Origin of the sequence: Halomonas sp. SSL-5, assembly GCF_030708455.1 — a bacterium.
Taxonomy (GTDB): Bacteria; Pseudomonadota; Gammaproteobacteria; order Pseudomonadales; family Halomonadaceae; genus Halomonas.
Genome location: NZ_JAUYWF010000005.1, coordinates 18030 through 43494, shown reverse-complemented (window position 1 = coordinate 43494; position 25465 = coordinate 18030). Strand labels below are relative to the sequence as shown.

Genomic DNA, 25465 nt, shown 5'->3' with positions numbered 1-25465 from the left:
GGGGATAATGGCGGCTATAGTAGCATTCGCAGTCTATTCTGGCAGGACGGTTTTACATGCTCTCTGAGCTGAGTGCCGTGATCATTACCCGCAACGCGGCGGCAACCCTGGCCCGCACCCTCGATTCGCTCGAGGCCCTGGGAGAAGTGGTAGTTTACGACAACGGGTCCACCGATGAGACTCTCGAAATTGCTCGTCGTTACGCTAATGTATCACTTCACCAGGGCGAGTTTTTTGGCTTTGGCCCGACCAAGCGCCATGCGGTATCGCTTGCCCGCAATGACTGGGTACTATCGCTGGACGCCGATGAGGCGCCCAGCGCCCGCTGGCTTGAGGCGCTGAACGGCTGGCTGCCCACCGCTGATGCGGACCAGGTGGTCGAGGTGCTGCGGGAAAACTGGCTATTGGGCAAGCCCGTGCACCATTCGGGCTGGGGCAATGACTGGTTGGTACGCGTCTTTCATCGCCAGCGGCATAACTTCAATGATGCCATGGTGCACGAGTCGGTTGCAGTTAGCCCAACTACACAGGTCGTACGGCTTGACGGTTGCCTTGAACATTTGGCAGTTACCGAACTTGGTCAGTTCCTGGAAAAGATAAATCGTTATTCAAGTATTCGTGCAGGTTCAGAAAAGTTGCGGGTATATCCTGTGGGGGTTATTGTATTAAAGTCCGCGTTTGCTTTTTTGCGAACCTATATTTTGAAGCGCGGTTTTCTCGATGGTTGGCGTGGTTTGGTGATCGCCGTGGCTAATGCAAACGGTGTGTTCTGGAAATATATGAAACGTCGTGTTCGAGAGATATGAATGCGCCGTCCCATGAGGCCGTGCCAGTGAAAATAGCCCTAGTGCATATGCGTCACGCTGCCTCTGGCGGTACTGAGCGTTTTCTCAATGAGTTGTCACGCTACCTGGCAGAACGCGGTGAAGATGTGACTATCATTTGCCGCTCCCATGTGGCGCCTGCGCATCCAGCCATACGTTTTGTTCGCCTGCGCCCGTTCAGTATCGGAAAGGCCCAGCGTATGTGGCGATTTGCTCAAGCAGTGGAGAAACACGTCAAGTCAGCCGATTATGACCTTGTCTATGCCTTGGGAAAAACCTGGACGCACGATTTATTGCGTATTGGTGGAGGTACTGTTTATCACCACTTGGCATCGAAGCCCAAGCGTCAGTGGCGGTGGAAGGATAGGGTGGCTGCGCGAATTGAGGCCAGAGCCATGGCGCCCGGCGCCTATTACCACGTGGTCTCCAATTCATGGCAAAGTGATAGCGAGATTGCGGAAGCGTACAATGTGCCTGCTGAGCGGCGTTCCGTAATCCATAACTTTGTCGATACTCACCGTTTTGACCGCTCACGGCTCAATGGTGATGTTAGTACCCTTTCACGGGAATTAGGCTTGGGTGATCAAGTTCCTGTTTTCCTTTTTCTGGGCACCGGTTATCGTCGCAAGGGGCTGGAGCCAACCCTTGAAGCCTTCTCCCGGCTCGACGGAGAAGCCATCTTGCTGGTGGTTGGCCGTGACTCCCGGCAGGCTCAGTATCAGGAGCTTGCCCAGCGTCTCGGCATAGCAGAAAAATGCCGTTTCCTGGGTGAGCAGTCTTCACCCGAACGATATTTTTCCCTCGCCGACTGCTACATGCTACCTGCGTATTATGAGCCATTTGGCTTTACCGTACTTGAGGCGCTTTCCTGTGGCACGCCAGTTATAACTACCAAGAAATGTGGCGCTAAAGAAGTGGTAACGTCAGAGGTGGCAACGGTCATCGATCGAGCAGATGACATTGAGGCACTCACCGACGCTATGGCTTATTGGGCCAAGTGTAAGGGTGATGCTGAACTGAAAATTCGCTGCCGCGAGTTGGCGTTATCCCTCGATGTAGAAGAAATCATGGCTAAGAACTACCGGTGCATTCTTGACGTATACCAGCAAAAGCAGGCGGCTCGATGCCAGACGTAAGGAATTGGAAAATCATCGGCCGGGGAGATGAGCGTATCTGCTACCAGCACCCGGATGACCCCGGTCGATGTATCAAGCTCAGTCGGCGAGAAAAAGCCAAGCAGACTCGTCGCGAACTTCGGTATTTTAGCGGCTTGCGGCGGCGAGGTGTACCGTTCACGCTTATTCCCGAGTTCTTCGGGGTGGTGGAAGATGAGGGTTTGATCGGTATCGAGCAGCAGTTGGTGCTCGATGATCGGGGAAAACTTCCACCCAATGTGGCTGAGTACCTGGCCAAGCCGCTGACGCCGCAGCAGGTAAGCCGCTTTTGGGCTGGGCTCGAAGCACTCCAGGCCTACTTGTTGGCCTATAACGTGGTGCCTTGCGATTTGGTACTGAGCAACCTTCTGGTGATCGAACGGGCGGACACCACCACGGTCATACTTATCGACGGCCTTGGTGTCTCGGAACTTATTCCATTGCCGGAATATGTACCTTGGCTTGGGCGGCGCAAGATCCGGCGCAAGTGGGCCAGGTTCATGGAGAAAACGGTCAAACCGCGCTTTACGGCCACACAAGAATGTCAGCTACCATAGCCGATAGTAATCCACTCGGTAGTGCGCGTTGTTTCTTCTGTAGCGACAAACTTGGTTACAGAACTCTCTAGTCTCTTCAGGTTGCGTCCTTTCCAGGCGCCATCACCGCGCAGCCGGCAGCGGTCGAGGTCGATCAGCCACACCTTGCCTTCTTCATCCACCAGCAGGTTGCGGGCATTGAGGTCGACATGGTCGAGGCCGACGTCGTGGAAGCGGCGGATGGTGGCACCGACGCGTTGCAGCAGGTCGTCATCGGCTTCGCCGTTCTCCAGCAGGCTGGCCAGGGCGCGGGCGCCGGGAAGGCGCACGGTGATCAGGGCGGCTGCATAGGTCAGGCCGTGACGGGTGACGCTGGCGGCCACCGGTCGGGGCACCGGCAGGCCACGGGCATGCAGGTTGGCGGTCAGCTGCAGCTCGCGGAAGGCGCGGGTGCGTTCCAGGCCGGTCCACAGGTAGCGGGCTTCACTCAGCCGCGCCACCAGGCCGCCGCGGCGGTAGGGGCGCAGCACCCACTCCTCGCCGTTACCGGCGTCCAGGAACAGGCTGGCGCCGCGCCCCGGGGCCTGGCCGGTGATCTTCCCCTGCGCCTGCCACCAGTCGGGGTCGAAGGTTGACGGGCCGATTTGTGGCGCCTCGCCGGCGTCACATAAACTGTCCGCATCATATAGAATATGGGACTTTCCCGCTCTCAATGTTGCCAAGCGCATGAAGCATCCTCTGCCCGTCCAACCGCGCCACATCGGCGTGTTGCGACTCTCCGCCCTGGGCGATGTCTGTAACCTGGTGCCGACGATTCGTGCCCTGCAGCGCCAGTGGCCCGAGGCGCGTATCACCTGGATCGTCGGCAAGGCCGAGCACAGTCTACTGGCGGGCCTCTCCGGGGTCGAGTTCGTGGTCTACGACAAGTCCAGTGGCCTGGCCGGCATGCGGGCCCTGTGGCGCGAACTCGCCGATACCCGCTTCGACGTGCTGTTGCACATGCAGCAGGCGCTGCGCGCCAGTGCGCTCTCCCTGGGGCTCAAGGCCGACGTGCGGGTGGGCTACGACAAGGCGCGCGCCAAGGATGCCCAGCACTGGTTCACCCACCGCCAGATCTCCCCCCACCCGCGCGCCCATGTGTTGGAGTCCTTCCTGGATTTCGCCCGGCTGCTGGGTGTCGAGGACCTGAGCCTGGAGTGGAACCTGGCGATCCCTTCCGCGGCCCATGACGAGGCGCGCTCCCTCACCGGCGATGCGCGCTACCTGCTGACCAGCCCCTGCGCCAACCCGCGGCTGCGCAACTTCCGCAACTGGTCCGCCGAGGGCTACGCCGCGGTGGTCCAGCACGCCTGGGAGCAGCACGGCCTGTGCACGGTGCTGACCGGGGGTGGCAGCACCCAGGAGCGGGAGATGGGGGAGCGCATCCAGGCCCTCTGCCCGACCGAGGCGGTGATCGATGCCATCGGCGCCACCTCGCTCAAGGGGCTGCTGGCCCTGATCGACGCTGCCCAGGCGGTCATCGCGCCGGACTCGGGCCCCGTGCATATGGCCAACGCCCTGAACACGCCCACCGTGGGGCTCTATGCCACCACCAATCCCGACCGTGCCGCGCCCTATCGCTGGCGCGACTTCGTGGTCAACCGCTATTCCGACGCGGTACGCAGCTACCTGCACAAGGACCCCGGGGAGATACCCTGGGGCCAGCGTGTCCGCCACCCCGACGCCATGTCGCTGATCCGCGCCGACGACGTGATCGAGCGCCTCGAGGCGGTGCTGCAGCACGCCATCGACCATCCCCCAGCCAAGGACGCCTGACGACGATGAGACTCGACCTGACCGCCCTGGAGCGCTCCCGCCTGCTGGTGGTGGGCGATGTGATGCTCGACCGCTACTGGCATGGCGGCACCTCGCGCATCTCCCCCGAGGCGCCGGTGCCGGTGGTACGCGTGGAGGAGAGCGAGGATCGCCCCGGGGGCGCCGCCAACGTGGCGCTCAACATCTCCTCACTGGGCGCCCAGGCCGCGCTATCCGGGCTGGTGGGCGACGACGACAACGCCGACCGCCTGGTAAGCCGCCTGGAGGCGGCCGGAGTGAGCACTCACTTCCAGCGCAGCGCGGGCGTACCCACCATTACCAAGCTGCGGGTGATGAGCCGCAACCAGCAGCTGATCCGCCTCGACTTCGAGGAGGGGCTGGGCGAAGTAGACACCTCGGGGCTCCTGGCGAAGGTGGAAGCGGCGTTGCCGGCGTGCGACCTGGTGATCCTCTCGGACTACGGCAAGGGCACGCTGAACCGTGTCGAGGAGCTGATCCGCCTGGTGCGGGCCAGCGGCAAGCGAGTATTGGTGGATCCCAAGGGCAGCGACTTCTCGCGCTATCGCGGGGCCAGCGTGATCACCCCCAACCTGACCGAGTTCGAGGCGGTGGTGGGTCACTGCCGCGACGATGCCGAGCTGGCGAAACGTGGTGAAGCCCTGCGCGCCGAGCTCGAGCTGGAGGCGCTGCTGATCACTCGCAGCGAGAAGGGCATGACCCTGATCCGTGAGGGGCACGAGCCGCTGCACCTGCCGACCCGGGCCCGCGAGGTCTATGACGTCACCGGCGCCGGCGATACCGTGATCGGTGTGCTGGGCCTGGCACTCGCCGCCGGCCACGGCTTCCCCGAGGCGATGACCCTGGCCAACCTGGCCGCCGGGCTGGTGGTGGCCAAGCAGGGCACCGCCACTCTCTCCATCGCCGAGCTCTATACCGCCCTGCACGGCGACAAGCTGGCCGAGTTCGGTGTGATCGAGGAGTCGGCGCTGATCGAGGCGGTGCGTGCCGCCCAGGCCCGCGGCGAACGGGTGGTGATGACCAACGGCTGCTTCGATATCCTCCACGCCGGCCACGTGGCCTATCTGGAGCAGGCACGCCGGCTAGGCGACCGGCTGGTCGTGGCGGTCAACGACGACGCCTCCATCGCCCGCCTCAAGGGCCCCAAGCGGCCCATCAACCCCCTGGCGCGGCGCATGCAGGTGCTCGCCGGCCTCGGCGCCGTGGACTGGGTGGTGCCCTTCGCCGAGGAGACCCCGCAGCGGCTGATCGAGGCGGTGCTGCCCGACGTGCTGGTCAAGGGCGGCGACTACCGCCCCGAGCAGATCGCCGGCGGACAGGCGGTGCGCGATGCCGGCGGCGAAGTGAGGGTTCTGGGCTTCGAGGATGGCGTCTCCACCACCGCGATGATCTCCACCATCCTCGACCGCGAGAGCTGATGGGCTGGCCCCGGCTCGCCTACTCCACGCTGCTGCACCTGGCCGCCCCCCTTGCCTGGCGGCGGCTGCGCCGTGAGCATGGACTCACTGACCCCAGGCCGCTACGCCTGGGGAGGATTCCCGAGACCCCTCCCGATACGCGCATGCTGTGGCTGCATTGCGCCTCGGTGGGCGAGGTCCAGGCGGCCCGGCCGCTGATCGAGGCGCTGCTCGAACGCTACCCCGGCCACTCGCTTACCGTGACCACCATGACCGCCACCGGAGCGGAACGCGTGCGTGCCCTGGCCGAGGGGCGCCAGGATGGCCGGCTGGTCCACCACTTCGTGCCCCTGGACTTCCCCCGCGCCGCGGCGCGCTTCGTCGCGCGCCTGCGTCCCGAGCTGGCGCTGTTCTTCGAGACCGAGCTGTGGCCCAACCTGCTCCACGTTTGCCGTGGTCGCGGCGTGCCGGTGGCGGTGGTCAACGGCCGCCTCTCGCCTCGGGCGTTCCGCGGCTATCGGCGCCTGCGCCCGCTGATGCGCGAGGCCCTGGGCTGCGTCGACTGGCTGGCCGCCAAGTCCGAGGAGGACGCCGCGCGCTTCGCCGAACTCGGCATGTCGCCTCGGCGAACGACGGTGGTGGGGTCCCTGAAGTTCGACATCACCCCGGAAGGTGGGGCTTCTGAGGTGAGCGAGCGCTTGCGGACCCGTCTGGGGCGTTCGCGAGTCTGGGTGGCGGGCTCCACCCACGAGGGCGAGGAGGCGCTGCTGCTCGCCGCCCACCGGCGGCTGCGCGAGCGCTTCCCCGACGCGCTGCTGATCCTGGTGCCACGCCATCCGCAGCGCTTCGAGGCGGTGGCGGCACTGTGCGAGCATGCGGGAATGAGTGTGGCTCGCCGCTCTCGCGGCGAGTGGCCGGAGGCCACGACGGCGGTCTACCTGGGCGACACCATGGGCGAGCTGATGGCGCTCTATGGCGCCGCCGACCTGGCCTTCGTGGGCGGCAGCCTGGTCCCGATCGGCGGCCACAACCTGCTGGAGCCGGCGGCCCTGGGGGTACCGGTGGTTACCGGCCCCGAGCTTGCCAACTTCGCCGATGTGGCCATGGCGCTGCGCGGCGCCGATGCCCTGGTGGAGGTGGCCGACGAGGCGCGCCTCGCCGAGGCGCTCGCCGTGCTGTTCGAGGATCCCGCCGAGCGCCGCCGTCTCGGCGAGGCGGGGCGCGGCGTGGTGGCGGCCAATCGTGGCGCCCTGGCCAGGACCCTCGAAGGGATCAGCCGGCTCCTGCCGACGGAGTAAGCGCTTACTTCGTTGCGGAGGTCGGCGTCAGGCGTTCTACCCCCTGGGCACTACCGAGCAGCAGCACGTCGGCGCCGCGGGCCGCGAACAGGCCGTTGGTCACCACCCCGACGATGGCGTTGAGGCGCGTTTCCATGGCCAGCGGATCGTCGATCATGAAGTCATAGCAGTCGATGATCTGGTTGCCGTTGTCGGTGACCACTCCCTCGCGGTAGACCGGGTCGGCGCCCAGCTTGACCAGCTCCCGGGCCACGTAGGAGCGGGCCATGGGGATCACCTCCACCGGCAGCGGGAACTCGCCCAGCCGCTCGACCCGCTTGGAAGCGTCGGCGATGCAGATGAAGCGTTCGGCACAGGCGGCCACCACCTTCTCGCGGGTCAGGGCCGCGCCGCCACCCTTGATCATCTGCAAGTGAGCGTTCACTTCGTCGGCGCCGTCGATATAGAAGGGCACCGTGCCCACGGAGTTGAGCTCGAATACCTCGATGCCGTGGCCGCGCAGGCGCTCGGCGCTGGCCTCGGAGCTGGCCACGGCGCCGGCGAAGTCGTGGCGCAGCTCGGCCAGGCGGTCGATGAAGCGGTTGGCGGTGGAGCCGGTACCGATGCCGAGCACGGTGTCGCGGTGCAGCTGGGGGCGAACCTCGTCGATGGCGGCCGCGGCGACGGCCTCCTTGAGCTGATCCTGGGATAGGCCGGCCTGGGTCATGGGGCGCTCTCCTTGGGTGGGGTGAATCGGCGGGATGAATGGGGTGGGGAAACCGGCGCCATTATAAGCCAGCAGAGCCCGTCTGCCGATGGCGCCAGCTGGACGTGAGGCCGGCGGAGATGCTACCAATAAGGGTTCCCCGCATCGCAGCATTCATGCTGCGTCCTCTCGCGTCACGCCTCTGGGATATCAGGATGCTCGAAGCTACCGTCAAGAAGATTCTCCAGGCCCGGGTCTATGAAGCCGCTCGGGAAACGCCGATATCACCGGCTCCCTTCCTCTCCCGTCGCTTCAACAACACCATTCTGATCAAGCGCGAGGACCTGCAGCCGGTCTACTCCTTCAAGATTCGTGGCGCCTACAACAAGATGGCCCAGCTCAGCGAGGCGCAGAAGGCCAAGGGCGTGATCGCGGCGTCCGCCGGCAACCATGCCCAGGGCCTGGCCATGGCGGCGAAGCAGATGGGCGTCAAGGCGATCATCGTGATGCCGCGCATCACCCCGGAGATCAAGGTGTCTGCGGTACGCGCCCGGGGTGCCAAGGTAGTGCTCAAGGGCGACGCCTTCGGAGAAGCGGCGGAGCACGCCCAGGCGCTGATCGAGGAGCACGGTTACACCTATATCCCGCCCTTCGACGATATCGACGTGGTGGCGGGTCAGGGCACCATCGCCGTGGAGATCCTGCGTCAGCACGGCGGTCCGCTGGACGCCATCTTCGTGCCGGTGGGCGGCGGCGGTCTGATCGCCGGCGTGGCCGCCTACGTCAAGTACCTGCGCCCTGACATCAAGGTGATCGGCGTCGAGAGTGAGGACAGCGCCTGCTTCAAGGCGGCGCTGGAGGCGGGCAAGCGGGTGACCCTCGACCAGGTCGGTGTATTCGCCGAGGGTGTCGCCGTGGCCCAGGTCGGCAAGGTGCCCTTCGACATCGCCCGGGACCTGGTCGACGAGGTCATCACCGTCAATACCGACGAGATGTGTGCGGCGGTGAAGGACATCTTCGAGGACACCCGGGCGGTCGCCGAGACCTCCGGCGCCCTGTCCCTCGCCGGCCTCAAGAAGTACATCCAGCGGACCGGCGCCGAGGGGCAGACCCTGCTGTGCATCAATTCCGGCGCCAATACCAACTTCGATCGCCTGCAGCATATTGCCGAACGCACCGAGCTCGGCGAGCAGCGCGAGGCGATCCTGGCGGTGACCATCCGCGAGCGGCCTGGCAGCTTCAAGAAGTTCTGCAAGACCATCGGCAAGCGCATGGTCACCGAGTTCAACTACCGCTACGCGGACCCGGAGAACGCGCATATCTTCGTCGGGGTGCAGGTGAAGCCCGGCGGCGAGGATCGACAGGCGGTGATCGACAGGCTGCGTGATGCCGGCTATCCGGTGGAGGACCTCACCGACAACGAGCTGGCCAAGCTGCATATCCGCCATCTGGGGGGCGGTCGTCCCAAGGAGACGTTCGACGAGGAGGTCTACCGCTTCGAGTTTCCGGAGCGCCCCGGGGCGCTGATGAACTTCCTCACCCACCTGCCCCATGACTGGAACATCTCGCTGTTCCACTACCGTAACCACGGCGCCGCCTACGGCCGCGTGCTGGTGGGCATGCAGGTGCCCAATGGCGATCGCTCCCACGTCGAGGAGTACTTCGACGCCATCGGCTACCGCTACTGGAAGGAGTCCGACAACGCCGCCTATCGGCTGTTCATGGCGTGAGGCACCCGAGGGAATGAAGGTGAGCGCTGACTCGCCCCCGGCGCCAGGCCACCCGGCGCCCGCCCGGCAAGAACGTTGAGGCTCGGCGGTTGTCTTGGCGGTGGAGTCGGCCTATAGTCGCCGGCGTTGAATGTCTCATTACCCGGAGTCGACGATGAAGCGCAAGCCCGATGTGGTCATGGCCCTGGTACTGCTGTTTGGTGTTGGCGTCGTGGCAACCGGTTATGCCCAGGCCCTGGTGGGAAACTGATCGCGAATTGCCGACCCCTGTGCGCATGCTACGGGCCGATGCCAGCTGGCATCGGCCCGTTCGCATTCAGGCCTCAAGGCCGTACCAGCCGGGCGTCGCTGACGATGGCGTCCAGCGGCACGTCCCACGGCTCCACCGGCAGCGAGTCGACCCGCTGGCAGTCATGGGCCAGGCCGACCAGCCGCGGGCGTGGCCCCGGGCGGCGGGTGAAGGCCAGGCTGCGGTCGTAGAAGCCGCCGCCCATGCCCATGCGCTGGCCGGCGTCGTCGAAGCCCACCAGCGGCAACAGGATCAGGTCCAGGGCCCAGGCGGGCAGCCGCCGGGCGCGATGGGCGCCGTGGCGGGTCTCGGGCTCGGGGATGCCGAAGCGGTTGCGGATCATGGGCGTGTCGGCATGGTAGTGCACGAACCAGAGCCGGTTGCGTGACAGCGGCTTGAGTACCGGCAGGTGAACGCGGGCGCCGCGGTGCCGGAACCAGTCGAGCAGGGGGGTAGGGTCGATCTCGCCATCGTTGGGCAGGTAGAGCGCCACGCGGCGAGCACGCTGCACGTCGGGCAGACGGCGCAGCCGGCGGCACAGACGTTCACTGGCCAGTCGGCGCTGTTCGGGCGTCAGGGCACGACGGCGGCGGCGCAGTTCGCGTCGCAGCTCGCGGCGTGAGCCATCGAAGCTCTCGAGAGAGAGGGGTGCGGCGGGTGTCGGCATGAGAAGTGTCATGTGGACGAGGTTCCCCAGAGTGCCGCTGTCGTTCTGGCCCTTGAACCCAGTGGTTCAAGGTGGGTGGCCGCAGCCGAACCGTCAGGCTTTCCGACGCACGGACATGCACACGGGTCCGGCTAGCATTTGGCCCCCTGGGTACTGCGCATAGGCTCGAGGGACGATAACGACTGGCAAACACCCCAGGGAACGTCTTCATCGTACCAGAGCCCGCCGAGGGCGGCCAATGGATTCACGCCGGGGGCTCTGCGCCGGGGGTGTCGGCCAGGGCGCGCTCCAGGCGCTCGCTCAGGGCGTCGAGGCTGCGCTCGCCCTCACGCTGGTTCTCCAGCGCCTCCAGCAGCTCGTGGGTGATATTGAGCGCCGCCATGATGGCGATGCGCTCGGTGCCCAGCAGGTTGTTCTGGGCGTGGATGCCGGTCATGGCGCGATCCAGGTAGCGGGCCGCACGCTCCAGCTTGGGCTCTTCCTCCGGGGCGCAGGCGATGACATAGCTGCGTCCCAGCAGGGTGATTTCGGCGGTCGGCCGTGTCGCGTCGCTCATCGGGGGGCTCCGGCTCGACCCGGCAGGCCACGCTGGCCGCGCGTCCCTGGGGGCCGATGCGTTAACATCCAGTCAATACCGCATGGCCAGCCACTATAAGAGAGGCCTTCTCGAGCGGTCAACGCGCGGTGCCATTTATCCGGCCACTACTATCTATTCACTACGGAGCCCCCATGTCACTGATCGACGAACGCCAGGACTTCTCCACCATTGCCGACCTCTTCCTGCTCCACGGCAGCATGCAGTCGCCGGCCTTCCTCGACGGGCGGCTGTGTGCCCGGCTCGCCATGCACGATATCGACCCCGCCGCCTGGCTGGAGGAGGTCTGCCTGGCGCTGGGCGTCGAGCAGCCACGCGACGAGCCCTCCGCGGAGCGCTTCCTGGCCTGGCGCCGCCAGACCCTGGATGCCCTCTCCGGCAGCGAGCTCGGCTACGAACCGCTGATGCCCGATGAACTCTTCTCCCTGGCCGAACGTGCCCACGGCCTCAAGGAGTGGACACAGGGCTTCCTGGAGGTGATCGAGGATGCCGGTGAGGCCCCCCGGGAGGCATGGTCCACGGCGCTGCGCGAGGCGCTGGAGGATCTGGAGGGAATCGCCGCCATGCCCGCCGATCTCGAGGAGAGCGCCGAGAACGAGGGTGACCTCTTCGCCCTTGCCGAGCACGCCCGCATGGCGGCCATGCTGCTCTACACCGAGCAGCACCCCGGCCAGCCCCAGGTCGAGGATACCGACACCACCACTCGCCACTGAATACACCATCGTCGACAAGGAGTCCCCATGCTGCCCGAGACCCTGCCTCGCCCGGCCCCGATCGCCAATGCCGAGTATCGACGGCGCCGCCAGGCGCTGATGGCGGCCCTGCCCGGTGACGCCGCCGTGCTGCTGCCCGGCGCCTCCCTGGTCACCCGTTCGCGGGACAGCGAGTTTCCCTTCCGCCAGGACAGCGATTTCCATTATCTCACCGGCTTCCCCGAGCCCGATGCCCTGCTGCTGCTGCTCCCGGGGCGTGACGAGGGTGAGAGCGTGCTGTTCTGCCAGGATCGCGACCCGACCCTGGAGGCCTGGACCGGCATCCGCCTGGGGGCCGAGGGGGCCGTGCGCGAGCACGGCGTCGACCAGGCCTTCGAGAACGCCGAGCGTGGCGAGCGCCTCGCGGCGCTGCTCGATGGTCGGCGCACGCTCTATCTGGCGCTGGACAACGACCAGGCGCTGACCCTGGCCGAGGAGGTGCGCGCCGAGCTGGTGTCGCGGGTGCGGCGCGGGGCGCGTCCCCCCGAGGCCTTCGCGGATGTGGCACCGCTGCTCCACGAGGCACGCCTGATCAAGAGTCCGGCGGAGCTGGCCCTGCTGCGGCATGCCGCGGAGATCTCGGCACGCGGCCATCGGCGCGCCATGCGCGCGTCGCGCCCCGGGCTTGAGGAGTACCAGCTGCAGGCCGAGCTGGAGCACGAGTTCCGCTGGCAGGGCGGCAGCGGCCCGGCCTATGCCAGCATCGTCGGTGGCGGTGCCAATGCCTGTGTGCTGCACTACATCGAGAACCGTGCGCCGCTCGAGGACGGTGACCTGGTGCTGATCGATGCCGGGGCCGAGTTCGAGCTGTATGCCGGCGACATCACGCGCACCTTTCCGGTCAATGGCCGCTTCAGCGACGCCCAGCGCGCGCTCTACGCGGAAGTGCTGGGGGTTCAGGAGCGCGCGGTGGCCGCGGTGCGCCCCGGCACCACCCTGGCGGCGATCCACACCGAGGTGGTGCGCGGCCTGACCGAGGGGCTGATCCACCTGGGGCTGCTCGAGGGCGAGGTGCAGGCGCGCATCGATGACGAGAGCTACCGGCGCTTCTACCTGCACTCCACCTCCCACTGGCTGGGCCTGGACGTCCATGACGTGGGCCGCTATCGCCGCGACGGTGAACCCCGGCCGCTGGTGCCTGGCATGGTGCTCACCGTGGAGCCGGGGCTCTACATCCCCGCCGATGATGATATCCCCGAGGCCCTGCGCGGCATCGGCATACGCATCGAGGACGACGTGGTGGTGACCGACGAGGGGCACGAGGTACTGACCGCCGCCGCCCCGAAGTCGGTGGAAGCCATCGAGGCGCTGATGGCCGAGAAGTGATCGCTCACGTGGAGAGCCAATAGCCTTTATGTAACGTACATTATGAAATATTCGCCTGAGGTGGCGCCATGACCCCCGGTACAACATCTCCTGATACGGCATCTGCAACGGAGACGGTGGATATCGCCATCGTCGGCGGCGGACTGGTGGGGGCCAGCCTGGCCTGTGCGCTGGCACCGCTGATCGAGCGCCACGGGCTGTCTGTTGCGGTGATCGAGGCGTCACCCATCCTCGACCTGGCCGCCGCCCCCTGGCAGCCCAGCTTCGATGCCCGGGCCAGTGCGATCTCCCTGGGGTCCGCCCTGCACTTCACCGAGATGGGGGTATGGCCGGCGATGGCCGAGGAGGCCGCCGCGATCCGCCGCATCCACGTCAGCGAGCGCGGCCACTTCGGTGCCACCCGTCTCGAGGCCCGGGAGCTGGGTGTCGAGGCACTGGGCCATGTGGTCCCCAACGCCTGGATGGGACGCGTGTTGCATCGGCGCCTCGCCGGGTTGCCCCTGGCCTGGTACTGCCCGGACCGGGTCGAGACGATCGAGCCGGCGGCGGGGGGCTATCGTCTGGCGCTCGACTCTGGCGCCAACCTTCAGGCTCGCCTCACGGTGCTGGCGGACGGGGGGCGTTCCGGACTCAAGGAGCGCCTGGGCATCGCCAGCGATGCCCGGCCCTATGACCAGGTGGCACTGATCGCCAGCGTCGAGACGAGCCGCCCCCACCAGGGGGTCGCCTGGGAACGCTTCACCCGCGAGGGGCCGATCGCCCTGCTGCCGCTGCGGGGGCAGACCATGGAGCTGGTGTGGACCCACGCCGCCGGCGAGGAGCGGCGACGCCTGGCTCTGTCGGAGGGTGACTTCCTGGCCGAGCTGCAGGTCGCCTTCGGCGACCGCGCGGGTCGCTTTCGGCGCGTGGGCAGCCGCCACGCCTATCCGCTGAGCCTGGTGACCGCTCGAGAAACCACGCGGCCGGGACTCGCCGTGCTGGGCAACGCGGCCCATGCCCTGCACCCGGTGGCCGGCCAGGGCTTCAACCTGGCGATGCGCGGCGTCATGGACCTGGTGGCCGCGCTGGAGGCGGCGCTGGTGGCGGGGCAGTCGGTCGGTGATGCCGGGGTGCTCGAGGCGTTCGATGCCCGTCGCGACGCCGACCGTCGCAACGTGATCCGCTTCAGCGACGGCCTGGTGCGGCTGTTCGGTATCGACAGCCGGCTGCTCGGCCACGCGCGTGCCGCCGGGCTGATCGGCCTCAACCTGGCCGGGCCCCTGCGCCGTGACCTGGCTCGCCGCGCCATGGGTCTGGAGAGATAAGAGCTGGAGAGATGAGGGCTGGAGCGATGAGTCCAACAGGGCAGGAGCACAAGGATGCGAGAGGGAGCGAGGACATGAAAGGTGAAGGCGAGCATAGCGGAGCGCACGCGGCTGGGGATGACTACCAAGTGATCGTCGTCGGCGGTGGCATGGTGGGGGCCGCCCTGGCGGCGCTGCTCGGCGAGGCCGGGGTCGAGGTGGCCCTGGTGGATGCCAGGCCAGCCCTGCTGGACTCCGAGGCCGCGGGACGGGGCCTGCCGGCGCGACGGGTCAGCGCCTTGACTCCCGTCTCGCAGCGGCTGCTGGAGGGGTTGGGTGCCTGGCCGTGGATGGCAGCGCGGCGTGTCAGCCCCTATCGCCATATGCAGGTGTGGGATGCCGAAGGCAGCGGCGAGGTCGGCTTCTCCGCGGACCAGGCGGGTCTGCCGGTGCTCGGGCATATCGTCGAGAACGACGTCACCCTGGCGGCTCTGGAGCGGCGCCTGGTGGCCCTGCCCTCGGTACACCTCTGCCTGAGGGCCCGGGTCGAAGGGCTGGAGGGCGGCGCCGAGGGGCGGCGCATCTTGCTGGCCGATGGCCGGCAGCTCAGCGCGCCCCTGGTGGTGGCCGCGGATGGCGCCCGCTCGCCGCTGCGCGACCTGGCGGGCATCGTCGTCGACCAGCGTGAGACCGGCCACGTGGGTCTGGTCACCACGGTGCGCGTCGCGCTGCCCCACGGCCAGGTGGCGCGTCAGGCCTTCCTGCCCAGCGGGCCGCTGGCCTTCCTGCCCCTGGCGGTGGAGGGCGGCGAGCATCACTGCTCCATCGTCTGGTCCACGTCGCCCGCCGAGGCCGAGCGCCTGGCCGGCCTCGAACGCGAGGCGCTGGGTGAGGCGCTGGCGGCGGCCATCGACCATCGGCTGGGAGAGGTGACGGTGCTGGACGAGGCGGTGGCCTTCCCGCTGGTGCAGCGCCACGCCGAGCGCTACACCCTGCCCGGCTTCGCCCTGGTGGGTGACGCCGCCCACGGCATCCATCCCCTGGCCGGCCAGGGCGTCAACCTGGGGCTGATGGATGCGGCGGTGCTGGCCGAGGAGCTGCTGGCGGCACGCCGGCGCGGCGTGATGCCGGGTGACGAGCGAGTGCTGGCGCGCTATGCGCGCCGCCGTCGCGGCGACAACGCCGGCATGCTGGCGCTGATGGACGGCTTCCGGCTGCTGTTCGGGGCACGCCACCCGGCCCTGTCGCTGGCGCGCAACCTGGGGATGAGTGGCGTGGATCGGTTGGTCCCGCTCAAGCGGTTGCTGCTGCAGCAGGCCACCGGCCAGCGCGGCCGGCTGCCTGCCAGCTGCCGCTGACCGGGAAGGGTAAAGCGGCTCAGCGGTCGCGCTGGCGGATCACATTGAGGGCCTTGAGCAGGTTGAGGGCCTCGCCGAGCTGATAGTCCTCGCGGAGCCGCTCGCTCTGCTCGGTCCTCTCCCGCGGCGCGTCCCGGGAGCCGAGGTGGCCCTCCAGGTCTGACTCGCGGACCCCGCGGCCATTCTCGGTCACCTCCACGCGCCCGCGCACCACCCGGACATCCGGCTCGATGCCCTGGGCCTGGATGGAGCGGCCCCCGGGGGTGAAGTAGAGCGCCGTGGTGAGCTTGAGCCCTTCGCCGTTGCCCAGCGGCATGATCTGCTGGACCGAGCCCTTGCCGAAGCTCTCGGTGCCCATCACCACGCCGCGGCTCTGGTCCTGGAGGGCGCCGGCGACGATCTCCGCCGCCGAGGCGCTGCCGCCGTTGACCAGCACCACCAGGGGGACATCGGGGGCCGCCGTCCTGGCGTTCGCCGAGAAGCGCATCTCGGTATCCGGCAGGCGTCCCTCGGTATAGACGATCAGCCCCTCGTCGAGGAAGGCGTCGGCCACCGCCACCGCGGCCTGCAGCACGCCGCCGGGGTTGTTGCGCAGGTCCAGCACCAGCCCGTCGAGGGCGCCGTCGCGCTCCAGTTCGCGGATATGCTCGCCCACCTGGTCGCCGGTGCGGGTCTGGAACTGGCTGACGCGCAGGTAGCCGAAGCCGGGCGCCAGCAGCTCGCTCTTCACGCTCTCGGTGCGGATGTTCTCGCGTGTCAGGGTGATGCTGCGTGGCGAGCTCTCGCCCTGGCGCAGGATGGTCAGCTCGATCTCGCTGCCCGGCTCGCCGCGCATCAGGTCCACCGCCTCCTGCAGCGACATGCGCTCGGTGGGCGTGTCGTCGATGCGCAGGATCAGGTCCCGGGCCTGCAGGCCGGCACGCGAGGCCGGGGTATCGTCGATGGGGGTGATCACCGTCAGCTGGCCATCCTCCATGCCCACCTCGATACCGATCCCGCCGAACTCGCCCTGGGTCGACTCGCGCAGGCTCTGGAACGCCTCGCGATCGAGGTAGGCGGAGTGCGGATCGAGCTCGCTGAGCATGCCGCGCATGGCGTTGCGCAGCAGGCTGGCGTCATCGACCTCCTCCACGTAGGCGCGCTTGATGCGCTCGAAGACCTCGGCGAAGGTCTGGATCTCGGCCACCGGCAGCTCGTCATCGACGCTCTGGGCCGGTGCCGGCAGTGACAGCAGGGCCAGGGGCAGCGCCAGCAGAGTCAGCGGCAGCAACCCGGCCAGCAGGCGCCTGGGGGAGCGTGAGCGGGGAGACCTGCCCGAGTGGGAAAGCGCTGGGGTCATGCTAACTCCGCTGTTCCGGAACGGTGAGCGACCAGCATAGCCCGCCGCCGGCGTGCATGGAAAGCGACCTTCAGCGGCGGGCGATCCATGACTGGGGGTCGATGGGGTCGCCGCCGCGGCGCACCTCGAAGTAGAGCGCCGGGCGTTGATGGCCGCCGCTCATCCCCACGGCGCCGATTACCTCGCCGCGGGAGACCGGGCGGCCTACCTGGGCGGTGAAGTGCTGCAGGTGAGCATGGAGAGTCATCACGCCATCGCCGTGGTCGATGATCAGCAGGTTGCCGAAGCCACGCAGCCAGTCGGCGAAGACCACCCGGCCGGCGTGCACGGCGCGTACCGGACTGCCCTCGGCGGCGAGGATCACGATGCCGTTGCGGTGCACCGCATCGCCGGCGCCGAAGCGTGAGGCGATGTTGCCCTGTATCGGCCAGGGCAGCTCGCCCCGGGTGCGTTCGATGGCGGTGGAGGGCGGGGGACGCTGCAGGCGGGCCAGCTGCTCCTGCACATCGCGCAGCACCTGTTCGGCGCGCTCGCGGTCCTGCTCCAGGGAAGCGAGCCGGGCCGCCTCGCCGCTGTGACGGCTGTCCAGTTCGGCGACCAGGGTGGCGCGTTCGCGCATCTGCTCGGCCAGCTGGGTGCTGCGGCTGGCCAGTTCGGCGGCGAGGGCGTCGAGGCGCTCGCCGCGGGCCTCGAGCTCGCGGCGGGTCTCGGCCAGGGCCGCATCCAGGCGCGCCAGCTCGTCGAGCCGCGCGCGGCGAGCCCGGGCCAGGTGGTTCAGGTAGTGCTGGAGACGATCGAGCCGCGCCGGGTCGTCCTGATTGAGCAGCAGCTTGAGCTGGGGCGAGCGGCCCAGGCGGTAGAGGGCGTCGAGCTGGGTATGGATGGCCTCGAGCTGGGCGGCGCGCTCGGCCTCGAGCTCGTCGCGGCGCGCCTGGAGGGTCTCCATCTCGGCACCCAGCCCGCGTCGCTCGGCCTGGAGCTCATCGAGCCGGCGATGGGTGGCGGCCAGCGACGTCTCGATCGCCTCCAGCTGGCGCGCCGCCTCGTCGCGGGCCTGGCGGGTCGCCGATACGCGCTGGCCGGCCTCGTCGATGGCCTCGCCGATGGCATCGAGGCGCTCCTGTACCGCCTCTTCGCTGGGCTGGGCCGCCAGTGGGCCCGCCAGGCAGAGCGTCAGCAGCAGCGTGCCGAGGGGAGTGGCAGGCCTGGCCATCCGTCCGCTCAGTGAAACTCGACAAGGGCGTGGCCGCTCATCTCCTCGGGGGCCGGCTGGTCCATCATCGCCAGCAGGGTCGGGGCGATATCGCACAGGCTGCCGTCATCGACCAGCCGCGCCGGACGCTCGCCCACATAGATCAGCGGCACCTCGAAGGTGGTGTGGGCGGTCTGGGGGGCGCCGGTCTCGGGGTTGATCATCTGCTCGGCGTTGCCGTGGTCGGCGGTGACCAGGCAGGCCCCGCCGGCGCGCTGGATCGCCTCCACCACCCGGCCCACGCAGCCGTCGACGGTCTCGATGGCCTTGACGGCGGCGGCGAAGTCGCCGGTGTGGCCGACCATGTCGCCGTTGGCGTAGTTGCACACGATCAGGTCGAAGCGGCCGGCGTCGATGGCCTCCACCAGGCGGTCGGTCACCTCGTGGGCGCTCATCTCGGGCTTCTCGTCGTAGGTCTTCACGTCCCGGGGCGAGGGCACCAGGATGCGCTCCTCGCCGCGGTATTCGGCCTCGCGGCCGCCGGAGAAGAAGAAGGTGACGTGGGGGTACTTCTCGGTCTCGGCGATGCGCAGCTGGGTCAGCCCGCGGCGCTCCATGATCTCGCCCAGGGTGTTGTGCAGCGCCACCGGCGGGAAGGCCGCCGGGGCGGGGATGTCGGCGGCGTAGCGGGTCAGGGTGACCAGGCCCTCGGCGGCGAGCCGGGGATGCACGCGGCGCGTGAAGCCATCGAAGCCCTCATCGACGAAGGCCCGGGTCAGCTCCCGGGCTCGGTCGGCGCGGAAGTTCATGAACAGCGCGGCGTCGCCCTCCTCGAGGGTGATCGGCACGCCCGCCGGGCGCACGCTGGTGGCGGCCACGAACTCGTCGGTCTCTCCGCGCTCGTAGGCGGCGCGCAACCCCGCCTCGGCGCCGGCGACCACGTGCTCGCCTACGCCCTCGGTGAGCAGGCGGTAGGCCTTCTCGACACGATCCCAGCGGTTGTCACGATCCATGGCGAAGTAGCGGCCGATGATCGAGGCCACGAAGCCGTTGTCGGCGCCGACCAGTTCGGCCAGGCGCGCATTGGTGCGTTCGATGGAGGCCAGGGCGCTCTGGGGCGGCATGTCGCGGCCATCCAGGAAGGCGTGCACGAAGATTCGGGTGGCGCCGCGGCGGGCCGCCAGCTCGGCAACGGCAAGGATATGCGCCTCGTGGCTGTGCACGCCGCCCGGGGAGAGCAGGCCCAGCAGGTGCACCGCCCGTCCCGCGGCCACGGCCGCGTCGATGGGCGTGGTCAGGATGGCGTTGGTGTCCAGGTCGCCATCCTCGATGGCCTTGGTGATGCGCGTGAAGTCCTGGTAGACGACTCGCCCCGCGCCGAGATTCATGTGGCCCACCTCGGAGTTGCCCATCTGGCCGTCGGGAAGGCCGACGTGGCGGCCGTCGGTATGGATCAGGGTATGGGGGTGCTCGGCCCACAGGCGGTCCATCACCGGCGTATTGGCGGCTTCCACGGCGTTGTTGGCCGGGTCGGGGTTGTGGCCGTAGCCGTCGAGGATGATCAGGGCGACGGGGCGCGGGGGAGTGGCGGTCATGGCGGGTGTCCTCGAAGCTGGATAGACGCGACCCGGCCCGGTTGGCGGCAGTAACCGGAAGATCTCGCGCCGGGCGTTCGGGGTCGCGGCAGGAATCGTCTTGCGGCATCATATCGCAGGCGGCATCGTGCGTCATGGCTCCCCGGCGCTCGACATCCGCGGCGAATCGCTGCGGATGGCCTGATTCGTCGGCGCCCACCTCGTGTATACTGGCGCCCGCTGCGCGCCATCGCGCCCCTGTTTCCGTGCACCGAGACGAGAGTTTTCGCACCCATGATCGATCAGCTGTTTGAATTCGTGCAGAACCACCCGCTGCTGGTGGGCGCCTTCCTCCTGGTGCTGACCGCCTGGGTCCTCTACGAGGCGCGCAACAGCGCCGCCGGCGGCGTGACCTCCGGCGAGGCGACCCAGCTGATCAACCGTGAGGACGCGGTGGTGCTGGATACCCGCGAGGCCGGCGACTTCAAGGCCGGGCATATCGCCGGCGCCCGCAACATTCCCCAGAGCCGCATCGACGAGCGCATGGGTGAACTCGAGAAGGCCAAGGAGAAGCCGATCATCGTGGCCTGCAAGACGGGCCAGTCCGCGGGCGTGACCGTGGCCAAGCTCTCCAAGGCCGGCTACTCTCGGGTGCTCAAGCTCAAGGGCGGCATGATGCAGTGGCAGGCCGATGGCCTGCCCGTCGTCAAGAAGTAGTCTTCGTTTTCGTACAAAAGGACCTTTCCCATGGCGGAAGAGAACAACCCGGGCGCCGACGGCCAGGCCGCCGGCCAGCAGGACAAGCCGCAGCTGCAGTTCGCCGTGCAGCGCATCTACGTCAAGGACATCTCCTTCGAGGCACCCAACTCGCCGTCGGTATTCCAGCAGCCCTTCAAGCCCAAGGTGGGCCTGAACCTGGATACCACCAGCGAGAAGGTCGGCGAGGGCCTCTATGAGGTGGTGATCAAGGTCACCGCCCAGGTGACCCACAGCGAGGAGGGCACCACCTCCTTCCTGGCCGAACTCGAGCAGGCCGGCCTGTTCCGCATCACCGGTATCGAGGGCGAGCAGCTCGACCACACCCTGGGCGCCTTCTGCCCCAATGTGCTCTTCCCCTATGCCCGCGAGTGCATCGATAACCTGGTCAATCGCGGCGGCTTCCCGCCGTTGATGCTGGCGCCGGTCAACTTCGAGGCAATCTACGCCCGCAAGAAGCAGCGCGAGGCCGAGCAGGGCCAGGACGCGCCGGCGACCCAGTGAGGCTGCCCGGATGGCCCTGAGGTTATGATCAAGAGATCGCCGCGTATCCACGTCGCCGCCGACCTTCGCGTCGGCGGCGACGTCGTTCTGCCCGAGGGGCCGGCCCGCCATGTGGCACGGGTGCTGCGCCTGGGCGAGGGGGCCGCGCTGCGGCTGTTCGACGGGGCGGGCCACGAGGCCAGTGCGGTGCTGGTGGAGGCCTCGCGCAAGCGAGTGGTGGCGCGCATCGAGGCCGTGGAGGCCGGCGCGGCCGAATCGCCCCTGGCGGTGCACCTGGGCCAGGCGATCTCCAAGGGCGATCGCATGGATTACGCCATCCAGAAGGCCGTGGAACTCGGCGTGGCCGCCATCACGCCGCTCTACACCGAGCATGGCGACGTGCGCCTCAAGGGGGAGCGGGAGGCGAAGAAGCTCGCCCACTGGCAGGCGGTGGCGGCCAGCGCCTGCGAGCAGTGCGGGCGCGCCGTGGTGCCGCCGGTGCATTCGCCCCGCCTGTTGGCCGACTGGCTGGCGGCACGCGACGAGGCGCTGCGCCTGGTGCTGCATCCGGATACCGCCGGGGTACTGGCACAGCAGTCGGCGCCCGCGGGCGTGGCGCTGCTGATCGGCCCCGAAGGCGGGCTGGCCGAGGCCGAGGTCGCGGCCGCGCGTGCCGCCGGCTTCGCGCCGCTCTCGCTGGGACCGCGCATCCTGCGTACCGAGACCGCTCCGGTGGTGGCGCTCAGCCTGCTGCAGTACCGTTTCGGAGACCTCGACGGGAACGGCTGACGCTCCCGCATCCAGATCTGCCGCCGCCGAACGCCGCTCTCCCTGTCTCCGCTCTCTCTTCGCTACGGATATCCGCCATGACCGATCGCCGCGACCCCCGTTCCGCCCCTTCCGCCACCGCCCCGCGCTCCGCGCGACGCTACCGGGCACCGAGGTGCGAAGTGGGCGAGGTAGCCTACCTGGAAGTGGTCACCGTCAACGACACCGGCGCCTTCCTCGACTGGGGGCAACCCCGCGACCTGCTGCTGCCCTATGGCGAGCAGCGCTTCCGACCCAGCGTCGGCAAGCGGGTGCTGGTGCGCATCTACACGGACCAGCAGGGACGGCCGGTGGCCTCCCAGAAACTGGAGCGCTTCGTCGCCGATGAGGCCGAGGGGCTCTCCGCCGGCGACGAGGTGATCCTGGTGATCGCCGAGCAGACCGACCTCGGCCTCAAGGCGGTGGTCAACCATCGCTTCTGGGGCGTGCTCTATCGCGATGACCTGACCCGGCCGCTGCGCCGCGGCCAGCGCGTGACTGGCTACATCAAGCGCCTGCGCGACGATGGCCGCCTGGACCTCTCGCTGCTGCCCCCGGGGGAGGCGCGCCTGGACGTGGTGGGCGAGACGGTGCTCAAGGCGCTGCGCGAGAGCGGCGGCTACCTGCCGCTGGGCGACAAGAGCGATGCCGCCGAGATCAAGGCGCGCCTGGGGGTCAGCAAGAATGCCTTCAAGCAGGCCATCGGCCGGCTCTACAAGCGGCGACTGATCAGCCTTTCGCCCAACGGTATCCGGCTGGCAGCGACTCGTAGTGAGCTAGATCGTGACTAGTCCGGGGCTGATCTGGGGGCAGGCCTTCGAGGGGGCGCTGTAAATACTTCCCTGTACGCTACCTCGGCCCTGCGGCGCTCTCGCATCCTGCTCCGCTTGCAGGTCCAGTGCTGGCCATCCATGGCCAGCCCGTTCGGAGGAATCCTCCTCACCCCTGGTCCTCGGACCCCCTCTACGGCCTACCCCCAGCGCCCCTCGCTCTGCGTGTCTCCCTTCGCCTTGGTCCACTTGCTATGGGTGCGGCATACTGGCCCCAACCCCAATCTGCCAACGGAATGCAACCATGAGCGAACGCGCGCTGAAGATCGGCGTGGTGATGGACCCCATCGCGGACATCACCTACAAGAAGGACACCTCCCTGGCCCTGCTGTGGGCCGCCCGGGACCGCGGCGCCTCGCTGCACTATCTCGAGCCTGGTGACCTCTTCCTGCGCGACGGCCGCGCCTACGGCCGCCTTCGCGACCTCGAGGTGCATCGCGACCCCGACCACTGGTTCGATCTGGGCGAACCCGCGCCGCGGCCCCTGGCCGAACTCGATGTCATCCTGATGCGTCAGGACCCGCCGGTGGATAGCCATTTCCTCAACGCCGTGCACCTGCTGGGCTTCGCCGAGCGCGAGGGCGTGCTGGTGGTCAACCCCACCCGGGCGCTGCTGGAGTGCAACGAGAAGCTCTTCGCCCAGCAGTTCCCGCAGTGCTGCGCGCCGACCCTGGTCTCCTGCAGCGAGCCCGAGCTGCGTGCCTTCCACGCCGAGCACGGCGACGTCATCCTCAAGCCGCTGGATGGCATGGGCGGCAGCGGGATCTTCCATGTCGGCCCCGAGGGCCGCAACCTGGGCGCGGTGATCGAGACCCTCACCGAGCGTGGCCAGCGCCAGATCATGGCCCAGCGCTACCTGCCGGAGATCAAGGACGGCGACACCCGCATCCTGCTGGTGGAGGGTGAGCCGGTGCCCTATGGCCTGGCCCGGGTGCCCATGGCCGGCGAGACTCGTGGCAACCTGGCCGCCGGCGGCACCGGGGTGAGCCGCGAGCTCACCGAGCGCGACCTCTGGCTGGTTCGCCAGGTACAGCCGATGATCCGCGACAAGGGCCTGATGTTCGTCGGCCTCGACGTGATCGGCGATTACATCACCGAGATCAACGTGACCAGTCCCACCTGTGTGCGCGAGATCGATGATCAGCGCGGCACCGATATCGCCGGCCTGCTGATGGATGCCATCGAGCGTCGCCTGGCGGCGGCGCGAGGCTGAGGCGCAGGCCGCCATGTCCCTGATCGCCGGCGACCCCATCCAGTACGCCCCGGTCACCCGGCCCTACCGGCGCTGGCTGGCCTGGTCACTGGCGCTGCTGCTGCACCTGGCGGTGATCGGCGTGGTGGCCAGCTGGCAGTTCACCGCCCCGCTCCCCGAGCGCAAGAGCCTCGACGTGGTGCTGGTGACCCGCGAAAGCGCGGCGACGGTGGACGCCGAGGCCATCGCCGAGGCCGACCAGCAGGCCGCCGGTAGCGAGCAGGACGAGGCGCCGGCGGAGTCGCGCTCCGCCCCGGTGGAGGCGCCCGCCGCGGCGCAGCAGGGGGCTGCGGATGTCGACCCCGCCACGCCGGCGGAGCCCGAAGCGGCCGAGCGCGTCGCCCCCGAGGCGCGCCCCGTCGAGGAGGCGCCCCCGGCGGCGCAAGCCGAGGCAGAGAACCCGATGCCGCTCACGCCCCGCGAGGCCCCCCAGGTGGCGGAGACCGAGGCCGAGACCCGGGTGGCGGCGCCCTCCGCCTCCGGGCGCGACCTGCTCGCCGATGCCACCCGCAGCATCCGTGAGCAGGGTCTCGCTCCCGAGTCGCCCGGCGATACCGGCGCCCCCCGCCAGGCCGCCCAGCGCGCCGCCGAGGCGCGCTACATCGACGACTGGACCCGTCGCGTCGAGGCCTATGGCAACCGTGTGCATCCGGCGCCGCGTCACCTCCAGGGGCAGCTGCGCATTCGGGTGGTGATCGGCCGCGATGGCGAGTTGCGCCAGGCGGAGGTGATACAATCGTCGGGACATCCCGAACTCGACCAGGCCGCGCTGGATACCGTCCGCGGTGCCGCGCCCTATCGTCCCTTCGATGCGGGCATGGGCAACCTGGACTCGCTCTCCATCACCCGCGTCTGGCGGTTCGGCCAAGGCAACAACTACGGCGTGCGTTAGGACCGCCGGGGAGTCTCATGCAATCCGTGGAAAACTTCGGCCTGAAAGATCACTTCCTGCTGGCGATGCCGCACCTGGAAGACCCCAACTTCGCCGGTAGCCTCGGCTACCTGTGCGACCATGACGAGAAGGGCACCATGGGGGTGATCGTCAACCGGCCCCTCGAGCTGACCCTGGAGGCGCTGTTCGAGCAGCTCGACCTCGGCGGTGAGGAGAGCCCGCACCGCAACGCCCCGGTCTACTTCGGCGGCCCGGTGCACAAGGACCGCGGCTTCATCCTGCACCGCGGCGCCAGCACCGACTGGGATTCCAGCATCCAGGTCACCGAGGAGGTCGCCCTGACCACCTCCATGGACATGCTCCAGGCGCTGGCCGCCGGCCGCGGCCCGGAGCACTTCCTGGTCTGCCTGGGCTGCGCCGGCTGGGAGTCGGGCCAGCTCGAGGCCGAGCTGCTCGACAACGCCTGGCTCACCGTGGAGGGGCGCAGCGATATCCTCTTCGAGGTGCCACCGGAGCAGCGCCTGGGTGCCGCCGCCGGGATCCTCGGCGTCGACCTCAACCTGATGACCCGCGAGGCGGGGCATTCGTGAGCGTGGCACGACGCATGACAGGA

The 25465-nt window shown here is 68.4% G+C and carries 25 protein-coding genes and 1 other RNA gene; 18 read left to right on the top strand and 8 right to left on the bottom strand.

Annotation, left to right across the window (positions count from 1 at the left end; genetic code table 11):
• The first annotated feature begins 56 nt into the window (after positions 1 to 56).
• The 3 genes from RAN53_RS07080 to RAN53_RS07070 are packed head-to-tail and all read left to right on the top strand — an operon-like array spanning position 57 to position 2535.
• Positions 57 to 806, top strand: coding sequence for a glycosyltransferase family 2 protein (locus RAN53_RS07080; protein ID WP_305796123.1), 750 nt, complete (start codon positions 57 to 59; stop codon positions 804 to 806).
• Positions 803 to 1960, top strand: coding sequence for a glycosyltransferase family 4 protein (locus RAN53_RS07075; protein ID WP_305796122.1), 1158 nt, complete (start codon positions 803 to 805; stop codon positions 1958 to 1960). Before RAN53_RS07080 ends, RAN53_RS07075 begins: the two co-directional genes overlap by 4 nt.
• Positions 1948 to 2535, top strand: coding sequence for a YrbL family protein (locus tag RAN53_RS07070; protein WP_305796121.1), 588 nt, complete (start codon positions 1948 to 1950; stop codon positions 2533 to 2535). Before RAN53_RS07075 ends, RAN53_RS07070 begins: the two co-directional genes overlap by 13 nt.
• Here the strand turns inward: RAN53_RS07070 and RAN53_RS07065 are convergent.
• Positions 2523 to 3242, bottom strand: a complete 720-nt coding sequence (locus tag RAN53_RS07065) for a 3-deoxy-D-manno-octulosonic acid kinase (protein ID WP_305796120.1) — start codon at positions 3240 to 3242, stop codon at positions 2523 to 2525. The two genes, RAN53_RS07070 and RAN53_RS07065, sit on opposite strands and share 13 nt — an antisense overlap.
• Between RAN53_RS07065 and RAN53_RS07060 the strand changes: the two genes are divergently transcribed.
• The 3 genes from RAN53_RS07060 to waaA are packed head-to-tail and all read left to right on the top strand — an operon-like array spanning position 3241 to position 7042.
• A complete protein-coding gene (locus RAN53_RS07060) occupies positions 3241 to 4329 on the top strand; it encodes a glycosyltransferase family 9 protein (protein WP_305796119.1) in 1089 nt (362 codons plus the stop codon). The two genes, RAN53_RS07065 and RAN53_RS07060, sit on opposite strands and share 2 nt — an antisense overlap.
• A 5-nt stretch (positions 4330 to 4334) precedes the next feature.
• Positions 4335 to 5765, top strand: coding sequence for a bifunctional D-glycero-beta-D-manno-heptose-7-phosphate kinase/D-glycero-beta-D-manno-heptose 1-phosphate adenylyltransferase HldE (hldE, locus tag RAN53_RS07055; RefSeq protein ID WP_305796118.1), 1431 nt, complete (start codon positions 4335 to 4337; stop codon positions 5763 to 5765).
• Positions 5765 to 7042, top strand: a complete 1278-nt coding sequence (gene waaA, locus RAN53_RS07050) for a lipid IV(A) 3-deoxy-D-manno-octulosonic acid transferase (protein ID WP_305796117.1) — start codon at positions 5765 to 5767, stop codon at positions 7040 to 7042. Before hldE ends, waaA begins: the two co-directional genes overlap by 1 nt.
• A 4-nt stretch (positions 7043 to 7046) precedes the next feature.
• Here waaA and rpiA read toward each other — a convergent pair whose 3' ends face one another.
• Positions 7047 to 7748, bottom strand: a complete 702-nt coding sequence (gene rpiA / locus RAN53_RS07045) for a ribose-5-phosphate isomerase RpiA (protein WP_305796116.1) — start codon at positions 7746 to 7748, stop codon at positions 7047 to 7049.
• Positions 7749 to 7942: 194 nt separating this feature from the next.
• On the opposite strand from rpiA, the gene ilvA reads away from it, so the two are divergent.
• Positions 7943 to 9457, top strand: a complete 1515-nt coding sequence (ilvA, locus tag RAN53_RS07040) for a threonine ammonia-lyase, biosynthetic (protein WP_305796115.1) — start codon at positions 7943 to 7945, stop codon at positions 9455 to 9457.
• Between the two features lie 323 nt (positions 9458 to 9780).
• Here ilvA and RAN53_RS07035 read toward each other — a convergent pair whose 3' ends face one another.
• The 3 genes from RAN53_RS07035 to RAN53_RS07025 all read right to left on the bottom strand — a co-directional run bounded on the left by RAN53_RS07035 (position 9781) and on the right by RAN53_RS07025 (position 10969).
• Positions 9781 to 10425, bottom strand: coding sequence for a 5-formyltetrahydrofolate cyclo-ligase (locus RAN53_RS07035; protein ID WP_305796114.1), 645 nt, complete (start codon positions 10423 to 10425; stop codon positions 9781 to 9783).
• A 7-nt stretch (positions 10426 to 10432) separates the two neighbouring features.
• A non-coding RNA gene (ssrS, locus tag RAN53_RS07030) (6S RNA) lies at positions 10433 to 10617 on the bottom strand.
• Positions 10618 to 10657: 40 nt separating this feature from the next.
• A complete protein-coding gene (locus RAN53_RS07025; RefSeq protein WP_305796113.1) occupies positions 10658 to 10969 on the bottom strand; it encodes a cell division protein ZapA in 312 nt (103 codons plus the stop codon).
• A 173-nt stretch (positions 10970 to 11142) separates the two neighbouring features.
• Between RAN53_RS07025 and RAN53_RS07020 the strand changes: the two genes are divergently transcribed.
• The 4 genes from RAN53_RS07020 (at position 11143) to RAN53_RS07005 (ending at position 15727) form a co-directional block, all read left to right on the top strand.
• Entirely contained in the window at positions 11143 to 11721 is a 579-nt protein-coding gene (locus tag RAN53_RS07020; protein ID WP_305796112.1) for a YecA family protein, read from the top strand.
• Between the two features lie 27 nt (positions 11722 to 11748).
• On the top strand, positions 11749 to 13086 hold the full coding sequence (pepP, locus tag RAN53_RS07015) for a Xaa-Pro aminopeptidase (protein WP_305796111.1): 1338 nt from the start codon (positions 11749 to 11751) through the stop codon (positions 13084 to 13086).
• Between the two features lie 68 nt (positions 13087 to 13154).
• Positions 13155 to 14390, top strand: coding sequence for a 2-octaprenyl-6-methoxyphenyl hydroxylase (gene ubiH, locus RAN53_RS07010; RefSeq protein WP_305796110.1), 1236 nt, complete (start codon positions 13155 to 13157; stop codon positions 14388 to 14390).
• A 74-nt stretch (positions 14391 to 14464) separates the two neighbouring features.
• On the top strand, positions 14465 to 15727 hold the full coding sequence (locus RAN53_RS07005; RefSeq protein ID WP_305796109.1) for a UbiH/UbiF/VisC/COQ6 family ubiquinone biosynthesis hydroxylase: 1263 nt from the start codon (positions 14465 to 14467) through the stop codon (positions 15725 to 15727).
• Between the two features lie 19 nt (positions 15728 to 15746).
• On the opposite strand, the gene RAN53_RS07000 is transcribed toward RAN53_RS07005, so the two are convergent.
• The 3 genes from RAN53_RS07000 to gpmI all read right to left on the bottom strand — a co-directional run bounded on the left by RAN53_RS07000 (position 15747) and on the right by gpmI (position 19853).
• Entirely contained in the window at positions 15747 to 17066 is a 1320-nt protein-coding gene (locus RAN53_RS07000; protein WP_305796108.1) for a S41 family peptidase, read from the bottom strand.
• Between the two features lie 70 nt (positions 17067 to 17136).
• Positions 17137 to 18279, bottom strand: a complete 1143-nt coding sequence (locus tag RAN53_RS06995) for a murein hydrolase activator EnvC family protein (protein ID WP_305796107.1) — start codon at positions 18277 to 18279, stop codon at positions 17137 to 17139.
• 8 nt (positions 18280 to 18287) lie between these two features.
• Positions 18288 to 19853 (bottom strand): 2,3-bisphosphoglycerate-independent phosphoglycerate mutase, encoded by a 1566-nt coding sequence (gene gpmI, locus RAN53_RS06990; protein ID WP_305796106.1) that lies wholly within the window; start codon positions 19851 to 19853, stop codon positions 18288 to 18290.
• A gap of 273 nt (positions 19854 to 20126) precedes the next feature.
• Between gpmI and RAN53_RS06985 the strand changes: the two genes are divergently transcribed.
• The 7 genes from RAN53_RS06985 to RAN53_RS06955 all read left to right on the top strand — a co-directional run bounded on the left by RAN53_RS06985 (position 20127) and on the right by RAN53_RS06955 (position 25442).
• Positions 20127 to 20549 (top strand): rhodanese-like domain-containing protein, encoded by a 423-nt coding sequence (locus RAN53_RS06985; RefSeq protein ID WP_305796105.1) that lies wholly within the window; start codon positions 20127 to 20129, stop codon positions 20547 to 20549.
• A 30-nt stretch (positions 20550 to 20579) separates the two neighbouring features.
• Positions 20580 to 21092 (top strand): protein-export chaperone SecB, encoded by a 513-nt coding sequence (gene secB / locus RAN53_RS06980; protein ID WP_305796104.1) that lies wholly within the window; start codon positions 20580 to 20582, stop codon positions 21090 to 21092.
• 24 nt (positions 21093 to 21116) lie between these two features.
• A complete protein-coding gene (locus RAN53_RS06975) occupies positions 21117 to 21860 on the top strand; it encodes a 16S rRNA (uracil(1498)-N(3))-methyltransferase (protein WP_305796103.1) in 744 nt (247 codons plus the stop codon).
• A 77-nt stretch (positions 21861 to 21937) separates the two neighbouring features.
• Positions 21938 to 22669, top strand: a complete 732-nt coding sequence (locus RAN53_RS06970; RefSeq protein ID WP_305796102.1) for a S1 RNA-binding domain-containing protein — start codon at positions 21938 to 21940, stop codon at positions 22667 to 22669.
• A gap of 283 nt (positions 22670 to 22952) precedes the next feature.
• The gene (gene gshB / locus RAN53_RS06965; protein ID WP_305796101.1) at positions 22953 to 23921 is read left to right on the top strand and encodes a glutathione synthase; all 969 of its coding nucleotides are present in this window, start codon (positions 22953 to 22955) and stop codon (positions 23919 to 23921) included.
• Positions 23922 to 23934: 13 nt separating this feature from the next.
• On the top strand, positions 23935 to 24852 hold the full coding sequence (locus RAN53_RS06960; RefSeq protein WP_305796100.1) for an energy transducer TonB: 918 nt from the start codon (positions 23935 to 23937) through the stop codon (positions 24850 to 24852).
• A 17-nt stretch (positions 24853 to 24869) separates the two neighbouring features.
• Positions 24870 to 25442 carry a YqgE/AlgH family protein gene (locus RAN53_RS06955; RefSeq protein ID WP_305796099.1) on the top strand — a complete coding sequence of 191 codons (573 nt, stop codon included), beginning with the start codon at positions 24870 to 24872 and terminating at the stop codon, positions 25440 to 25442.
• Positions 25443 to 25465 lie beyond the last annotated feature (23 nt).

Coding starts and splice junctions, on each gene's coding strand:
- RAN53_RS07060 (WP_305796119.1), top strand. CDS start 3,241: ATGAAGCATCCTCTGCCCGTCCAACCGCGCCACATCGGCGTGTTGCGA.
- secB (WP_305796104.1), top strand. CDS start 20,580: ATGGCGGAAGAGAACAACCCGGGCGCCGACGGCCAGGCCGCCGGCCAG.
- waaA (WP_305796117.1), top strand. CDS start 5,765: ATGGGCTGGCCCCGGCTCGCCTACTCCACGCTGCTGCACCTGGCCGCC.
- RAN53_RS07080 (WP_305796123.1), top strand. CDS start 57: ATGCTCTCTGAGCTGAGTGCCGTGATCATTACCCGCAACGCGGCGGCA.
- gpmI (WP_305796106.1), bottom strand. CDS start 19,853: ATGACCGCCACTCCCCCGCGCCCCGTCGCCCTGATCATCCTCGACGGC.
- RAN53_RS07070 (WP_305796121.1), top strand. CDS start 1,948: ATGCCAGACGTAAGGAATTGGAAAATCATCGGCCGGGGAGATGAGCGT.
- ubiH (WP_305796110.1), top strand. CDS start 13,155: ATGACCCCCGGTACAACATCTCCTGATACGGCATCTGCAACGGAGACG.
- RAN53_RS07020 (WP_305796112.1), top strand. CDS start 11,143: ATGTCACTGATCGACGAACGCCAGGACTTCTCCACCATTGCCGACCTC.
- ilvA (WP_305796115.1), top strand. CDS start 7,943: ATGCTCGAAGCTACCGTCAAGAAGATTCTCCAGGCCCGGGTCTATGAA.
- hldE (WP_305796118.1), top strand. CDS start 4,335: ATGAGACTCGACCTGACCGCCCTGGAGCGCTCCCGCCTGCTGGTGGTG.
- RAN53_RS06960 (WP_305796100.1), top strand. CDS start 23,935: ATGTCCCTGATCGCCGGCGACCCCATCCAGTACGCCCCGGTCACCCGG.
- rpiA (WP_305796116.1), bottom strand. CDS start 7,748: ATGACCCAGGCCGGCCTATCCCAGGATCAGCTCAAGGAGGCCGTCGCC.
- RAN53_RS06985 (WP_305796105.1), top strand. CDS start 20,127: ATGATCGATCAGCTGTTTGAATTCGTGCAGAACCACCCGCTGCTGGTG.
- RAN53_RS07025 (WP_305796113.1), bottom strand. CDS start 10,969: ATGAGCGACGCGACACGGCCGACCGCCGAAATCACCCTGCTGGGACGC.
- RAN53_RS06975 (WP_305796103.1), top strand. CDS start 21,117: ATGATCAAGAGATCGCCGCGTATCCACGTCGCCGCCGACCTTCGCGTC.
- RAN53_RS07075 (WP_305796122.1), top strand. CDS start 803: ATGAATGCGCCGTCCCATGAGGCCGTGCCAGTGAAAATAGCCCTAGTG.
- RAN53_RS07065 (WP_305796120.1), bottom strand. CDS start 3,242: ATGCGCTTGGCAACATTGAGAGCGGGAAAGTCCCATATTCTATATGAT.
- gshB (WP_305796101.1), top strand. CDS start 22,953: ATGAGCGAACGCGCGCTGAAGATCGGCGTGGTGATGGACCCCATCGCG.
- RAN53_RS07005 (WP_305796109.1), top strand. CDS start 14,465: ATGAAAGGTGAAGGCGAGCATAGCGGAGCGCACGCGGCTGGGGATGAC.
- RAN53_RS07000 (WP_305796108.1), bottom strand. CDS start 17,066: ATGACCCCAGCGCTTTCCCACTCGGGCAGGTCTCCCCGCTCACGCTCC.
- RAN53_RS06970 (WP_305796102.1), top strand. CDS start 21,938: ATGACCGATCGCCGCGACCCCCGTTCCGCCCCTTCCGCCACCGCCCCG.
- RAN53_RS07035 (WP_305796114.1), bottom strand. CDS start 10,425: ATGACACTTCTCATGCCGACACCCGCCGCACCCCTCTCTCTCGAGAGC.
- RAN53_RS06955 (WP_305796099.1), top strand. CDS start 24,870: ATGCAATCCGTGGAAAACTTCGGCCTGAAAGATCACTTCCTGCTGGCG.
- RAN53_RS06995 (WP_305796107.1), bottom strand. CDS start 18,279: ATGGCCAGGCCTGCCACTCCCCTCGGCACGCTGCTGCTGACGCTCTGC.
- pepP (WP_305796111.1), top strand. CDS start 11,749: ATGCTGCCCGAGACCCTGCCTCGCCCGGCCCCGATCGCCAATGCCGAG.